Here is a 14839-nt window from a genome sequence, read left to right on the forward strand (position 1 = left end):
TACGGACGTTGCCGTCAGTAGGTTGTTTAGTAGCGTAAAAGTCGAGCGATAATGTACAATTTATAGTTATGAATTTTAACCGGGGTTGACTAGGTATAAGTAGCCGGTCAATGCAAATATAACGGAATAGTTGAATAAAACAACAAGCTTCCTGTAAAATACCCGTTAATGCGTACATTTGTAATCCTTATGTGCGCAAAAGTCAAATCCAAGGAAAAAACCATTGAACGTGAACCAGTTATAACTCCCGACGAGATATTCATCAAGGGAGCGAGGGTACATAATCTGAAGAATGTCAGCGTCTCCATCCCCAGGAACCAGATGGTAGTCGTAACGGGCGTCAGCGGCTCGGGAAAATCGAGCTTAACGATGGACACCCTTTACGCCGAAGGCCAGCGCCGGTACGCCGAAAGCCTCAGCGCCTACGCCCGCCAGTTCCTCATGCGGATGAACAAACCCGACGTGGATTATATCAAAGGCATATGCCCCGCCATCGCCATCGAGCAAAAGGTCGTAACCCGCACCCCGCGCTCCACCGTTGGCTCCATGACCGAGATTTACGACTACCTGCGCCTGCTGTATTCCCGCGCCGGGCAAACCTTTTCCCCCGTCACCGGCCAGCTCGTCAAAAAACACGAAGTGGCCGATGTGGTGGATTATATCTCCAAGCTCCCTCACGGCGCCAAGGTCCAGATACTCGTGCCCTTCCGCCAGCATGCCAACCGCAAACCGCTGGAAGAGCTCAATATCCTCATGCAAAAAGGCTTCTCCAGGCTCTACGCCGGCGGCTCGCTCGTCCGGATCGAAGAACTCCTGGAAGAAAAAGCCCCCAAAATAGCGGCCGAAACCTTCGTGCTCATCGATCGTATCGTAGTTAAAGACTTCGAGGAAGACGATAAACACCGCATCGCCGACTCCGTGCAAACCGCCTTCTACGAATCCGAAGGATATTGCACCCTGGAAGTAGACGGCAAATTGGGGCCCGTGTTCTCCAACCGGTTCGAGCTCGACGGCATCCAGTTCGAAGAGCCCGTTCCCAACCTCTTCTCTTTCAACAACCCCTACGGCGCCTGCCCCACCTGCGAAGGCTTCGGCCAGGTGCTGGGGATCGACCGCGACCTCGTTATCCCCGACAAGCGCCTCAGCGTGTTCGAAGGGGCGATCGCCCCGTGGCGCGGCGAGAAAATGGGTGAGTACAAGGAAGCCCTCATCAAAGCCGCCCGCAAATTCAGCTTCCCCGTCCACAAGCCGATCTCGGACCTGACCGACGAGCAGCTGGACCTTTTGTGGACCGGCAACGAGCACTTCTACGGCATCAACGAGTTCTTCAAAATGGTAGAGCAGAACCTCTACAAGGTGCAGTACCGTGTGATGCAGGCCCGCTACCGCGGCCGGACGACCTGCCCCACCTGCAACGGCGCCCGCCTCCGCAAGGAAGCGACGTACGTGAAAGTGAGCGGCAAAGGCATTTCCGAACTGGTGGACATGCCCGTGGAAAAACTCAAAGTATGGTTCGATAACCTCGAACTGAGCGAATATCAGCAACAGGTGGCCAAAAGGATCCTCATCGAGATCAATCACCGGCTGAAAACATTGCTGGACGTGGGATTGGGGTATCTTACCCTGAACCGCGTGGCGAACACGCTTTCCGGTGGCGAAAGCCAGCGCATCCAGCTGACGCGTACCCTCGGCAGCAACCTCACTAATTCCCTCTACATTCTCGACGAGCCGAGCATCGGCCTCCATGCCCGCGATACGCACCGGCTCATCCGCGTGCTGCATGAACTGCGGGACCTCGGCAATACCGTGGTGATCGTGGAGCACGACGAGCAGATCATGGAAAAGGCGGACTACATCATCGACATGGGCCCGCTGGCGAGCCACCTCGGCGGCGAAGTCATTTTCGCGGGAACGTATCCGGAGATCCTGAAAGACGGCAAGAGCCTTACCGGCAAGTACCTCAGCGGCCATTACCGCCTGGAGCCGCCGGCGCACGTGCGCAAATGGAAGCGCTCCATCCAGCTGGAAGGCTGCCGGCAGAATAACCTGAAGAACGTGGACGTGGAGTTCCCGCTGGGGATCTTTACGGTGGTGAGCGGGGTGTCCGGATCGGGGAAAACCACGCTGGTGAAGCAAATCCTCTACCCGGCGCTCATGAAGCTGAAAGGGGAATTTACCGACCGGGTGGGCCAGTACCGCGTCATGAAGGGCGATATGGACTACATCACGCAGATCGAGATGGTAGACCAGAACCCTATCGGCAAATCGAGCCGCTCCAATCCTGTTACCTACATCAAGGCATACGACGAGATCCGCGACCTCTTTTCCCGGCAGCAGCTGAGCAAAATGCGCGGTTTCCAGCCGAAACATTTCTCGTTCAACGTAGATGGCGGGCGATGCGATACCTGCAAAGGCGAAGGCGAAGTGATCGTGGAAATGCAGTTCCTGGCGGATGTTCACCTCACCTGCGAAACCTGCGGCGGAAAGCGCTTCAAAGACGAAGTGCTCGAAGTGCAGTACAAGGGGAAAAATATTTTTGACATCCTGGAACTGGGGGTAGACGAGGCTATCGAATTCTTTAAAGACGAAAAAGACGTGGTGTCGAGGATCAAACCCCTGAGCGACGTGGGGTTGGGATATGTGAAGCTGGGCCAGTCGAGCGATACGCTCTCCGGTGGCGAGGCGCAGCGTGTGAAGCTGGCGTCGTTCCTGGGCAAGGGCAAGGCGCAGGGGCATATCCTGTTCATTTTCGACGAGCCTACGACCGGTTTGCACTTCCACGACATCAAGAAGCTGCTGGATTCTTTCAATGCGCTGATCGACCAGGGCCACAGCGTGCTGGTGATCGAGCATAACCTCGACGTGATCCGCTCCGCCGACTGGGTGCTCGACCTGGGGCCGGAAGGGGGCGAAGGCGGGGGGAACCTGCTGTACGCCGGCGTTCCGGAAGGATTGAAGAAAGTGAAAGATAGCTATACGGGGAAGTTCCTGTAAAATGCAACATATGTAATTCAAAAGGCCGGTTGATCGATGCAGCCGGCCTTTTGCGTTGGTGGAAATAAGAAAGCCCCGGCTGGTGGCCAGGGCTTCATGATATCGTCGGTCGCGGATCAGCGGAGGCGGTCCAGCGATTTAATGAGCTTTTCGTCTTTGTAAATCCCCCGGGCCGCGAGGAACAGGCACACGATGATGACCACCGGGAGGAACGCGGGGATGAGGTACGAGCCGCGGATGCTCACGGCGCCGTCGGCCGCCAGTTTCTGCGCGCTTTCCCCGATCTTCAGGTAAATGAGCGCCAGGATGCCTACGGAAAGCAGGAGGTTCACCACGGTGAGGCGGAATTGCAGCTTGCGGTTTTTATACAGGAAGATACAAACTGCAGACAGGAGGATGCCGATGATCAGCAAAATGAACACCATGTAGTTGGACGTGGCATTGAAAATGTCTACCCCTGCAGTGGCTCCTTTGGTGTAGGTGGCTTTCCAGAGATCGAAGCGGGCTACGGCTATGCCGGCGATGGCCGCAAGGAGGAGCCAAAGGCTTTGTATGCGTTGTATCATATTAAAAGCGAATGTTTAACAGCGTAAAAGTAAGTAAATTTAAGGAACAATGGGGTGGCCTTTCGGGCCCGTTCGCCGCGAAGTCCGTATATTGCAGCCCCAATTACAATCTTATATGGCCAAGAAACTGAACAAGCAGGACGCCCTCGACTACCATGCGAAAGGGCGCCCCGGCAAAATCGAAGTCATCCCGACCAAAGACACCAAGACGCAGTGGGACCTTTCGCTCGCCTATTCCCCCGGCGTGGCGGAACCCTGCAAGGAAATCGCCAGAGACGTTGAGAATGTGTACAAATACACCGCAAAAGGCAACCTCGTGGCCGTGATCAGTAACGGTACCGCAGTGCTCGGCCTGGGCGACATCGGCCCCGAAGCCGGCAAGCCCGTCATGGAAGGAAAGGGCGTACTGTTCAAAATTTTCGCAGATATCGACGTTTTCGACATAGAACTGAATACCAAGGACGTAGACGAGTTCGTACGCGTGGTGAAGGCCATGGAGCCCACTTTCGGCGGCATCAACCTGGAAGATATCAAAAGCCCCGAATGCTTCGCGATCGAAGACCGCCTGAAAAAGGAGCTCAAGATCCCGGTGATGCACGACGACCAGCATGGCACCGCCATCATCTCCAGCGCCGCCCTGCTCAACGCCCTGGAGCTTGTGAAAAAGAAGATCGAGAAAGTAAAGATCGTGGTGAACGGCGCAGGTGCCGCGGCCATGGCCTGCGTTCGCCTTTACGCCTCTCTCGGCGCAAAACCCGAGAATTTCATCATGTTCGATAAAGACGGCGTGCTCAATAAACAGCGCACCGATCTCGACGACATGAAGCTGGTGTTCGCCACCAGCTCTAAAGTCACCACGCTCGCAGAAGCCATCAAAGGCGCCGACGTGTTCGTAGGCCTGAGCATCGGCAACGTGGTAACGCCCGAAATGGTGCAGAGCATGGCCAAGCACCCCATCGTATTCGCCATGGCCAATCCCGATCCGGAAATTTCCTACGAAGCCGCCACCGGCGCCCGGAAAGACGTGATCATGGCCACCGGCCGCTCCGATTATCCCAACCAGGTGAACAACGTACTGGGCTTTCCCTACATCTTCCGCGGCGCCCTCGACGTGCGCGCCACGCAGATCAACGAAGCCATGAAACTGGCCGCGGTACGCGCTTTGGCGGAACTGGCCAAAACCCCCGTTCCTGATATCGTGAACCTCGCGTACAATGAGCGCAACATCGTTTTCGGGCCTACTTATATCATTCCCAAACCCCTCGACCCCCGCCTCCTCAGCACCGTAGCGCCCGCAGTGGCCAAAGCGGCCATGGAAAGCGGCGTGGCAACGGCACCCATCACCGACTGGGAAGCCTACGAAACGGAACTGAACAACCGCCTCGGCCTCGATAACCAGCTGTTCCGCGTGATCGGCTCCAAAGCCCGGAAAGACCCGCGCCGCGTGGTGTTCTCCGAAGCGGACAATATCAAGATACTCAAGGCCGCCCAGGTGGTGGCCGATGAAAATATCGCCATCCCCATCCTGCTGGGCAACGAGAAGAAAATCCGGTATCTCATGGAAGAGAATTCCATCGAGATCGAAGACGTCATCATCATCGACCCGAAAAGCGACGAAATGGCCGACAAGCGCCATCATTTCGGGGAACTGTTCTTCAAGAAGCGCCAGCGCAAAGGCCTCAACCTGTACGAAGCCAAAAAGATCATGCGCGAACGCAACTATTTCGGCTGCATGATGGTGGAAACGGGAGAAGCGGACGCCCTCATTTCCGGCCTCACCCGCAAATACCCGGACACCATCCGTCCGGCGTTGCAGGTGATCGGCATGGAGCCGGGTGCCAAGCGCGTGGCGGGGATGTACATCATCCAGACCAAGCGCGGCCCGCTATTCCTCGCGGATACGACCGTCAACCTCAACCCCACGGCCGAAGAGCTGGCGGAGATCACGCTCATGGTAGCCAAGGAAGTGAAGCAGTTCAACATGACGCCGCGCATCGCGATGGTATCTTACTCCAACTTCGGATCGAGCCAGACGCCGGAAGCGCAGCTCATGAGCCGCGCCCGCGAGATCGTGAAACAGAAAGACCCGACGCTCACCGTAGACGGCGAGATCCAGGCGGCGATGGCGTTCAACAAAGCCGTGCTGAAAGAGAACTACCCGTTCTCCGAACTGATCGACGGCGATGTGAACACGCTCATCTTCCCCAACCTCGCCGCGGGGAACGTGGCCTACAACCTCCTGCAGGGCGTGGCCGGGTTCGACGCCATCGGCCCTATCCTGCTCGGTATGAAGAAACCGGTGCACATCCTGCAGCTGGGCTCAACGGTCAGGCAGATCGTGAACATGGTGCTGATCGCCGTCGTGGACGCACAAACGAAATGCTGCAAGGAAGTGGAAGCCACCGGCAAGAAGAAGTGATCCAATGAAAAATAATAACACGGGAAAGCGGGCTTTGCGGCCCGCTTTTTTTATGGGATACGGGTAATAAAACGGATTCGAAACGGGATCGTGCGTTTGCCCGGATTTTTCGATACTTTTGCGCGTTGCATAACCCGCATACTTATGAAGAAGATACTTTTTACGATGACGTTCGCGGCTTTCGCCACCGCCGCATCCGCGCAGGCTACCGATACGGCAAAGGTGCGCAAGCTCGTCAGCATGATGGATGGCGAACAGATGGGGAAGAAAATGCTGAAACTGATGGAAGTGGAAATCCGGAAAAACGCCCCTATCCTGGATAGCATGTTTTATGTGGAAATGCATCAACTGGCCAATTTCGAAGATCTGGTAAAGCAGCAGATCCCATTATACTGCAAATACTATACGAACGAGGAAATCGAGCAGCAGATCGCTTTTTACCAGACGCCGCTGGGTAAAAAAATGCTCGCCGTGTTGCCCGAACTGACCGTGGAAGCGATGAAGTTGGGCGAACAATGGGGGCAGGACCTGATCGCGGTGCTGGCCGCCCGTTACAAACGCCGGTTGGAACAACAGCAGAAAGCGGAAGGCGGGAAGCATGAAGACGCGTCGCCGGTACCTCCTCCTCCGCCCCCTCCGCCGCCAGCGCGAAACGGGAAGTAAGTCGCCCGTTTGCGATAACCTTCCTATCTTACGGCCAGACAAATCACGCAATCGCCGGGATATGAAAAAATTACTGTTCACAGGGATGTTCGCGGCCGCCGCGTTGTGCGCCTCCGCGCAGGAATCCGCCAAATCGATCAAGATCCGTGTGCTGCTGAGCCTCAACGGCACTTCGCGCGTGAGCATGAACGCAGTGCAGCAGATCATGGCGCAGTACCGGAAAGCTTATCCCTCGCTCGATACGGCCGTATGGAAGCGGATCGAGGGATATTACAACGAAAAAGACCTCACCAACCTGCTGGTGCCGATTTACGAGCGGAATTTCTCGGAAACCGAAGTGGATGAAATGATCTATTTCTATAAAACCGACGCGGGCAAAAAGATGGTGGAGAAAATGCCCCTCATCACCCGGGAGTCGCAGGAAGCCGGCAAAATCTGGGGGGAGCATATCGCCGCCAAGATCCGGAAAGACATCGAAGCCGCATCGAAATAGCCGCCAAACCCGGATAATTCGTAATTTCCGGCATGCAATCCATCTCCCGCAAAAAGATTTTCTTCCCGCTCAACCCGGCGTTCAGGAACTACCTGAAGCTGTATGAGCGGGAAATCAAACTGCCGGTGTCTTACGAAGAGCTGAAGTATTACGAATACGGCATCCCGGTGTACGACAAGGAAGGCAAAGACACGCTCTGGGAATCCGTCATGTACCCCCAGAGCATGGTGCAGCCCATCCACGCGGGCCTCAAGCGCATTTATTCCATCCTCAAGGCCGGGGGCGACCAAACGGCCGAAGAGCACCTCCACATCGAGCGGATCGACTATTGCACCTTCGGGAATTCCCACCCTTTCCGCATCAAGATCGTCAACAATTACAATGAGGTGTACGACTATTTTTACATCAAGATAGCCGATGCATCGCGCATATATGGCCTAGAGCTGGAGCACATCCTTTCCCCGTACTGGATGAACTTTCTCGTAGACGGGAACACGCTGGTGGAAGAGCACATCGCCGGCGTTCCGGGCGATCAGTTCGCCAAAGACTGGCTGCACCGGCCGGAGTTCAACCCCAGGCGTATCGCCAAGGAATTCGTGAAGTTCAACGAGCGATGCTTCGTGCGGTTGCTGGGCGATATGCGGTCGTACAATTTCATTTTCGACATCACCCCCGATTTCGACGACGTGCAGTTCCGCATCCGGGCCATCGATTTCGACCAGCAGTTTTACGAAGGGAAGAAAACCCTTTACATGCCGCAGTTCTTCAAGGAGAACCGGGTGTTCGTGGAGCTGGCGATGAAGCACCTGAACGCGGAAGTGGTGAAGCAGTACCAGCAGGAGGAGCGGTCGCTCATTGCCCGGCGGATGAAGGTGCAGCGGCACCGGATCAAGGATTTGCGGGACGTGATCATGACAGACCGTGTGTCCTTCCCCGGTAAGATCAAGCAGTTGGGCGAGGAGCTGGCGGAGCATTACCGCGACCAGGTATTTGCCCGTTGCACCACCATGGGCGAAATTATCGAGCGGAGCCTGAAGCGGCTTCTTGTGGGGAGTTTGCGGTAAGGGGGGCGAAGCAATGTATTTTCCCAGTATCTTTGACAAGTTATGGAGTTCAGGTTTTTTTATCATTTCGGCAGGTTTTTGCTGATGTTGAAAGGGATGTTCTCCCGCCCGGAGAACATGCGGATGTACTGGAAGGAGTTTATGAAACAGTGTGTGGACATCGGGATCGGGTCCCTGGGCATCGTCGTGATCATCTCCACTTTCCTCGGCGCCGTAACTACGGTGCAAACGGCTTATCAGCTGGTGAGCGGGTTTATTCCGAAGTCGACCATCGCGATGGTGGTGCGGGATACGATGATCATCGAGCTGGCGCCTACTATGATCTGTATCGTGCTGGGGGGCGTTGTGGGTTCGAAGATCGCGTCGGAACTGGGGAACATGCGTATTTCGGAACAGATAGACGCGCAGGAGATCATGGGGATCAATACCAAGGCCTATCTCATCGGGCCCAAGATCCTCGCCGCGCTGCTCACGATCCCCGCGCTGGTGGTGATCGCCGCCTTCCTGGGGATTTTCGGGGGGCTGGAAGCCGGGAAGCTGAGCGGCATCCTTTCGCATGAACAGTTCATGGAAGGGCTCCGCAGCTCGTTCGACGGCTACAACGTTTTCTTCGCCCTGAGCAAATCCTATACTTACGCCTTCATCATTTCCAGCATTCCGGCCTATTACGGATACCATGTGCAGGGTGGCGCCCTCGAGATCGGGAAAGCCAGCACCACCGCGGTGGTGATCAGCTGCGTGATGATCCTTTTCGCCGACTATGCCCTCGCAGCCATGCTGCTGTAACCCTCTAACCGAGAAGAACGATCTATGATAGAACTGAAAAATATCCGCAAAAGCTTTGGAGAAAAGGAGATACTGAAGGATGTGTCCGCCACGATGGAGGCCGGTAAAACCAACCTCATCATCGGCGCCAGCGGCAGCGGCAAAACAGTGCTCATGAAATGCATGGTGGGCCTGATCCCGGTCGATAGCGGGCAGGTGCTCTATAACGGGGAAGACTTCACCGCCATGGACGATAACGCCAAAAAGCCCATCCGCCAGGCCATCGGCATGCTGTTCCAGGGCTCCGCGCTCTTCGATTCCATGACCGTGGAACAGAACGTCATGTTCCCCCTCGATATGTTCTCCAGCATGAGCTATAAGGAAAAACGCAAGCGGATGCAGGAGTGCCTGGACAGGGTAGAGCTCAAAGACGCGAACAAAAAATTCCCGGCCGAGATCAGCGGCGGGATGAAAAAACGGGTAGGCATCGCCCGGGCGATCGTCCTCAACCCGAAATACCTGTTCGTGGACGAGCCTAATTCCGGCCTCGATCCGCAAACGTCACTCGTGATCGACAAACTCATCAAGGATATTACGATCGATTATGATATTACGACCGTGGTGAACACCCACGACATGAATACCGTGATGGAAAGCGGGGACCATATTATTTACATGCACCAGGGGAAAAAGCAGTGGGAAGGGAGCAATGAAGACATTATTTTCAGTGAGGACAAGCTGCTGAACGATTTTATCTTCGCGTCCGAATTCTTCCAGGACATCAAGGAAATGCGGAAAACGGAGGCTTTCCGCGACAAAAAATGGCGGCATAAAGGGGGAGAAGCGGGTAACAAATAGTTAATATTCCTCAACTAAAGCGGCTTTCCTTTTCTTTTTAGCGGCAATCCGTTATTTTTGCCGCACCTTATCTAAAAAATAATTAAATCAGACGCGATGAGTGTTTTAGTTAATAAGAACAGCAAAGTGATCGTGCAGGGATTTACCGGAACTGAAGGTACTTTCCATGCCACACAAATGATCGAGTACGGCACCAACGTGGTAGGTGGCGTAACGCCGGGTAAAGGCGGCAGCTCCCACCTGGAGCGCCCTGTGTTCAATACCGTGGCAGACGCGGTGAACGCTACGGGTGCGGATGTTTCCATCATCTTCGTACCGCCGGCATTTGCTGCTGATGCGATCATGGAAGCGGCTGACGCGGGTGTCGCGCTGGTGGTATGCATCACCGAAGGTATTCCCGTTCAGGACATGGTGAAAGCCAAAAACTACCTCAAAGCACACAATACCCGCCTGATCGGCCCCAACTGCCCGGGCGTTATCTCCGCTGAAGAAGCCAAAGTAGGCATCATGCCCGGTTTCATCTTCAAAAAAGGCAAAGTAGGCATCGTGTCCAAATCCGGTACGCTGACTTACGAAGCGGCAGACCAGGTGGTGAAAGCCGGCCTGGGCGTTTCCACCGCCATCGGTATCGGCGGCGACCCGATCATCGGCACCACCACCCGCGAAGCGGTGGAATTGCTGATGAACGATCCCCAAACCGAAGCCATCATCATGATCGGCGAAATCGGCGGTTCCATGGAAGCGGAAGCAGCTGAATGGATCAAAGCCAACCCGCACAAACCCGTTGTAGGCTTCATCGCCGGCCAAACCGCGCCTCCGGGCCGCCGTATGGGCCACGCCGGTGCCATCATCGGTGGTGCAGACGATACCGCCGCCGCTAAAATGAAGATCATGCGCGCCTGCGGCGTTCATGTGGTAGACAGCCCCGCAGACATCGGCAAACGCATGGCAGAAGTGCTGAAAGGCGTTCCCGCTTAATCTCCCGGTAATTCTTACCTTACATATATCCCCGTTGCGGCACCGTGACGGGGATTTTTTTGCCCTTACCTTTGCAGCGGATTTATGGAAACAGTTGATTACATACTCGTAGGCCAGGGCGTGGCCGGCACGCTGCTGGCCTGGGAAATGCGGCAGGAAGGGCTCAGGATCGCGCAGTTCGACGACGGACGGGCCGATGCGGCGTCGCGCCTGGCGGCGGGGATCATCAATCCCGTTTCCGGCAGGAAGTTCGAAGTGGCGTGGCAGTACGACGTCGTTTACCCCCGGGCGAAAGCCACATACAGGGCCATGGAGGCGGCTTTGGGCATATCCGTATTTACGGAGCGCGATATCTGGAACGTGTGGACCTCCGCCCAGATGCGCGCCGCCTTCGCCCAACATCCCACGCCATACAGCGTCGTTTCCCCGGCCCCGCGGTACGAAGGCCTCCTGGAAGCGCCCTTCGGCGCGGGGATCGTCAAGGGCGCGAACGTAGACCTGGGAACGCTGCTGCCCGCCTGGGCCGCCCATGCCGGGGTGCGCCGCGAAACGCTGGATATCCCTTTGCTTCAGCTGACGGATAAAGGCGTGGAATACAAAGACTTGCAGGCCAAAGCGGTGATCTTCTGCGAAGGGGTCGCTTCCCCGCAAAACCCCTGGTTCGGCAAACTCAGATTCCTTCCCAATAAAGGCGAAGCCCTCATCGTCCGCCTCCCGTTCGATACCACGGATATCATCAAAAAAGGCGTCACCCTCGTGCCCCTCGGCGATCGGACCTTCTGGGCCGGCGCCACGTTCTCCTGGGATTACCCGGATACTTCGCCCACCCCGGAAGCCCGCGCCCATATCGAATCCCAGCTGAGGCAACTGCTGAAAACGGACTTCGAGGTCATCGATCATAAAGCCGCCGTTCGCCCCTCAGGGCCAGACCGTAGGCCTATGGCGGGTTTGCACCCGAAGTTCCCGCAAGTGGGGATTTTCAACGGCATGGGCTCCAAAGGCTGTTCCCTCGCGCCCTGGGCCGCCGCACAATTCGTGAAGAACCTGGTGAACGGGGCGGAAATGCCGCCGGAAATAGACATTACACGGTTTTTTAATGCCTTGCGGTAGCATTTCCCGCGGGCTTTCTTATCTTTGACCTCCTTTATTAAAAAGACAGCAAACAATGTACAGATCGCATACATGTGGAGAATTGCGCATGGAACATGTGGGCCAGCCGGTAACACTGGCCGGATGGGTGCAGACCGTCCGTAAGTTTGGCAGCATCACTTTCGTAGACCTGCGCGACCGCTACGGCATCACGCAGCTCCTGCTCGGCGAATCCCTCAACGCCCAGCTCGATAACCAGCCGATCGGCCGTGAATTCGTGATCCAGGTTAAAGGCAACGTCACCGAGCGCACCAACAAAAATCCTAACATCCCCACCGGAGATATCGAAATAACCGTTTCGGAATTCAAAATACTCAACGGTTCCAAAACACCGCCCTTCACCATCCAGGATGATACCGACGGCGGCGATGAACTGCGCATGAAATATCGTTACCTCGATCTTCGCCGCAACATCGTTAAACACAACCTCACGCTCCGCTACCGCGTAAACCGCGCTGCCAGGAACTTCCTCGACAGCCGCGGGTTCATGGAAGTGGAAACGCCATACCTCATCAAATCCACCCCGGAAGGCGCACGCGACTTCGTGGTACCCAGCCGCATGAACCCCAACCAGTTCTACGCCCTGCCACAGTCGCCCCAAACCTTCAAGCAGCTGCTCATGGTGAGCGGGTACGACCGGTACTACCAGATCGTGAAGTGCTTCCGCGACGAAGACCTCCGCGCCGACCGTCAGCCCGAATTCACCCAGATCGACTGCGAAATGAGCTTCGTGGACCAGGAAGACGTACTGTCCAATTTCGAGGAGATGACCAAACACATCTTCCGCGAAATCAAAGGCATCGAGTTCAACGAGCCCTTCCCCCGCATGACCTGGGACGATGCCATGAAATATTACGGCAACGACAAACCCGATATCCGTTTCGAAATGAAACTGGTTGACCTCGGCGAAACCGGCCGTGGCAATGGGTTTAAAGTGTTCGACGATGCGGAACTGGTTGTCGGCATCAACGTGACCGGTTGCAGCGAATACACCCGCAAGCAGCTCGATGAGCTCACCGAATGGGTGAAACGCCCGCAGATAGGCATGAACGGCCTCGTGTACATCAAGCACAATACCGACGGTTCCCTGAAATCGTCTGTCGATAAATTCTTCAACGAGCAAGCCCTGAAACTGTTCGCAGACCAGTGCCAGAGTCAGCCGGGCGATCTCATCCTCATCCTCGCCGGTAAGGAAGAGCGCACCCGCAAAGCCATGAGCGAGCTCCGCCTCGAAATGGGCGAGCGCCTCGGCCTCCGTAACAAAGACGTGTACAAGCCCCTGTGGGTGATCGACTTCCCGCTGTTCGAATACGCGGAAGAAGAAAACCGCTGGGTAGCCCGCCACCACCCGTTCACGGCGCCCAAGCCCGAGCATATCCACCTGATGGACGACCTGTCCCAATACGCGAAGATCAAAGCGAATGCTTACGACATCGTGCTGAACGGTACCGAAATCGGCGGCGGCTCCATCCGTATCTTCCAGCGCGACCTGCAGGAAAAAATGTTCTCCGCGCTCGGGATGAGCAAGGAAGAGGCAGACCACAAATTCGGGTTCCTGCTGGGCGCATTCGAGTACGGCGCGCCTCCGCACGGGGGGATCGCTTTCGGGTTCGACCGCTTCTGCTCCCTGCTGGGCGGCAGCGAAACGATCCGCGACTTCATCGCCTTCCCGAAAAACAACTCGGGCCGCGACGTGATGCTCGACGCACCGTCTTCCATCGACCAGGTACAGCTCGACGAACTGGCCCTGTCGCTGGTGAAAAAGTAATATCAAACAGAAAGAATTGACCTATGAAAGCCATATCCACAGCGGATATGGCTTTCTTTTCAGCATATAGAATATGGAAACGACCATTCAAACCATTGCTGCCATACAGCAACTCAGCCTCGCAGACCAGGGCATTTACCAGTTGCGTTTCAATTTCGAAGACGAGTCTATCGCCCTCACTTTCGCCGTGTACGATGAAAAGTCGGACGAAGACCGCCTGTATCCATTTGTGTTCGATCAAACGGCTGATTTACAACTGGATATGGACCTTCGGTCTTTCTACAACCTCCAGATCGAAACCTGCGAACTGATCCATCTCGACGATGGCCGTTACTGGCTGAAAATGGTGGTGTACCAGGGGCACGGCCTCCGCACCGGCCATCTGAACTTCACTTTTGCCGACTGTGCGCAGGACGAAGCCTGACGTTATTTTCTCCATTCCTGAAGAAATCATGTTAATATGATATAATAATTCCCATGAATTATAACATATTAACATATCACTTACATTTAATCTTTAGGAATGGCGTAATATTGCGGGGTGATCCGGGAATAGTGTGGATGGGTTCATCTAAACAATTCGCATGTTTTTAACCAAAAGAAAGCTGCTGTTGGGCGGGATGCTGATTTCCAGTTTGACCGTTTCGGCGCAGAAGACCCCCAAAAAGTATATTGAGCAATTTCGCCCCGTTGCAGTTACCCTCTCCCAGGAAACCGGTGTGCCGGCCAGTGTCATTCTCGGCATCGCGATGCTGGAATCGGGCATGGGCACGAGCAAAAACGCCCGTTTGCTAAAAAATCATTTCGGTATCGTCGGAAAAAACAATCTCGCCAGGCGTGGTTTCACCTACCGCAGCATGTACCGCGAGTACACCAGCGACTCCGCTTCCTATCGCCATTTTACGAAAGTGGTGATGAAAAAGAAGTGGTTCGTGGCCATGAAAGGAAACGACGATTATAATCAATGGCTCGACAAGCTGATCCGTTCCGGCTACTCTTCCGCAGGGCAGGTTTGGGTGAGCAGGGTACGGTCCATGATTAAAAAATACAAATTATATGAACTGGATGATGCAATGAAGCTCGCCAAACTGTAGATTTGCGACTGATTGCAGCGGGAAGACC

Annotated in this window: 13 protein-coding genes; 12 read left to right on the forward strand and 1 reads right to left on the reverse strand. The window is 55.4% G+C overall.

Annotated elements, in window-relative coordinates:
• The first annotated feature begins 168 nt into the window (after window positions 1–168).
• The gene (gene uvrA, locus ACQKLP_RS03465; RefSeq protein WP_427320087.1) at window positions 169–2994 is read left to right on the forward strand and encodes an excinuclease ABC subunit UvrA; all 2826 of its coding nucleotides are present in this window, start codon (window positions 169–171) and stop codon (window positions 2992–2994) included.
• Window positions 2995–3110: 116 nt separating this feature from the next.
• Here uvrA and ACQKLP_RS03470 read toward each other — a convergent pair whose 3' ends face one another.
• Window positions 3111–3560, reverse strand: coding sequence for a DUF4293 domain-containing protein (locus ACQKLP_RS03470; protein ID WP_427320089.1), 450 nt, complete (start codon window positions 3558–3560; stop codon window positions 3111–3113).
• A gap of 115 nt (window positions 3561–3675) precedes the next feature.
• On the opposite strand from ACQKLP_RS03470, the gene ACQKLP_RS03475 reads away from it, so the two are divergent.
• The 11 genes from ACQKLP_RS03475 to ACQKLP_RS03525 all read left to right on the forward strand — a co-directional run bounded on the left by ACQKLP_RS03475 (window position 3676) and on the right by ACQKLP_RS03525 (window position 14811).
• Window positions 3676–5979, forward strand: a complete 2304-nt coding sequence (locus ACQKLP_RS03475; RefSeq protein ID WP_427320091.1) for an NADP-dependent malic enzyme — start codon at window positions 3676–3678, stop codon at window positions 5977–5979.
• 144 nt (window positions 5980–6123) lie between these two features.
• Window positions 6124–6642: a DUF2059 domain-containing protein gene (locus ACQKLP_RS03480; protein WP_427320093.1), complete on the forward strand. Its 519-nt coding sequence runs from the start codon at window positions 6124–6126 to the stop codon at window positions 6640–6642.
• Window positions 6643–6703: 61 nt separating this feature from the next.
• Entirely contained in the window at window positions 6704–7135 is a 432-nt protein-coding gene (locus tag ACQKLP_RS03485) for a DUF2059 domain-containing protein (RefSeq protein WP_427320095.1), read from the forward strand.
• 32 nt (window positions 7136–7167) lie between these two features.
• Window positions 7168–8199: a hypothetical protein gene (locus tag ACQKLP_RS03490; protein ID WP_427320097.1), complete on the forward strand. Its 1032-nt coding sequence runs from the start codon at window positions 7168–7170 to the stop codon at window positions 8197–8199.
• 42 nt (window positions 8200–8241) lie between these two features.
• On the forward strand, window positions 8242–8985 hold the full coding sequence (locus tag ACQKLP_RS03495; protein WP_126244828.1) for an MlaE family ABC transporter permease: 744 nt from the start codon (window positions 8242–8244) through the stop codon (window positions 8983–8985).
• A 24-nt stretch (window positions 8986–9009) separates the two neighbouring features.
• On the forward strand, window positions 9010–9822 hold the full coding sequence (locus ACQKLP_RS03500; protein WP_427320099.1) for an ABC transporter ATP-binding protein: 813 nt from the start codon (window positions 9010–9012) through the stop codon (window positions 9820–9822).
• A gap of 96 nt (window positions 9823–9918) precedes the next feature.
• Window positions 9919–10800, forward strand: coding sequence for a succinate--CoA ligase subunit alpha (sucD, locus tag ACQKLP_RS03505; RefSeq protein ID WP_427320101.1), 882 nt, complete (start codon window positions 9919–9921; stop codon window positions 10798–10800).
• Between the two features lie 84 nt (window positions 10801–10884).
• The gene (locus tag ACQKLP_RS03510) at window positions 10885–11910 is read left to right on the forward strand and encodes an NAD(P)/FAD-dependent oxidoreductase (RefSeq protein ID WP_427320103.1); all 1026 of its coding nucleotides are present in this window, start codon (window positions 10885–10887) and stop codon (window positions 11908–11910) included.
• Between the two features lie 55 nt (window positions 11911–11965).
• Window positions 11966–13717 carry an aspartate--tRNA ligase gene (aspS, locus tag ACQKLP_RS03515; RefSeq protein ID WP_427320105.1) on the forward strand — a complete coding sequence of 584 codons (1752 nt, stop codon included), beginning with the start codon at window positions 11966–11968 and terminating at the stop codon, window positions 13715–13717.
• A gap of 73 nt (window positions 13718–13790) precedes the next feature.
• Window positions 13791–14141 carry a hypothetical protein gene (locus ACQKLP_RS03520; RefSeq protein WP_341842666.1) on the forward strand — a complete coding sequence of 117 codons (351 nt, stop codon included), beginning with the start codon at window positions 13791–13793 and terminating at the stop codon, window positions 14139–14141.
• Window positions 14142–14301: 160 nt separating this feature from the next.
• Window positions 14302–14811 carry a glucosaminidase domain-containing protein gene (locus ACQKLP_RS03525; protein ID WP_341842667.1) on the forward strand — a complete coding sequence of 170 codons (510 nt, stop codon included), beginning with the start codon at window positions 14302–14304 and terminating at the stop codon, window positions 14809–14811.
• Window positions 14812–14839: the final 28 nt, after the last annotated feature.

It is taken from the genome of Chitinophaga sp. NPDC101104 (genome assembly GCF_050277495.1).
Classification (GTDB): domain Bacteria; phylum Bacteroidota; class Bacteroidia; order Chitinophagales; family Chitinophagaceae; genus Chitinophaga.

Coding starts and splice junctions, on each gene's coding strand:
- ACQKLP_RS03475 (WP_427320091.1), top strand. CDS start 3,676: ATGGCCAAGAAACTGAACAAGCAGGACGCCCTCGACTACCATGCGAAA.
- aspS (WP_427320105.1), top strand. CDS start 11,966: ATGTACAGATCGCATACATGTGGAGAATTGCGCATGGAACATGTGGGC.
- sucD (WP_427320101.1), top strand. CDS start 9,919: ATGAGTGTTTTAGTTAATAAGAACAGCAAAGTGATCGTGCAGGGATTT.
- ACQKLP_RS03520 (WP_341842666.1), top strand. CDS start 13,791: ATGGAAACGACCATTCAAACCATTGCTGCCATACAGCAACTCAGCCTC.
- ACQKLP_RS03470 (WP_427320089.1), bottom strand. CDS start 3,560: ATGATACAACGCATACAAAGCCTTTGGCTCCTCCTTGCGGCCATCGCC.
- ACQKLP_RS03500 (WP_427320099.1), top strand. CDS start 9,010: ATGATAGAACTGAAAAATATCCGCAAAAGCTTTGGAGAAAAGGAGATA.
- ACQKLP_RS03485 (WP_427320095.1), top strand. CDS start 6,704: ATGAAAAAATTACTGTTCACAGGGATGTTCGCGGCCGCCGCGTTGTGC.
- ACQKLP_RS03490 (WP_427320097.1), top strand. CDS start 7,168: ATGCAATCCATCTCCCGCAAAAAGATTTTCTTCCCGCTCAACCCGGCG.
- ACQKLP_RS03510 (WP_427320103.1), top strand. CDS start 10,885: ATGGAAACAGTTGATTACATACTCGTAGGCCAGGGCGTGGCCGGCACG.
- uvrA (WP_427320087.1), top strand. CDS start 169: ATGCGTACATTTGTAATCCTTATGTGCGCAAAAGTCAAATCCAAGGAA.
- ACQKLP_RS03525 (WP_341842667.1), top strand. CDS start 14,302: ATGTTTTTAACCAAAAGAAAGCTGCTGTTGGGCGGGATGCTGATTTCC.
- ACQKLP_RS03495 (WP_126244828.1), top strand. CDS start 8,242: ATGGAGTTCAGGTTTTTTTATCATTTCGGCAGGTTTTTGCTGATGTTG.
- ACQKLP_RS03480 (WP_427320093.1), top strand. CDS start 6,124: ATGAAGAAGATACTTTTTACGATGACGTTCGCGGCTTTCGCCACCGCC.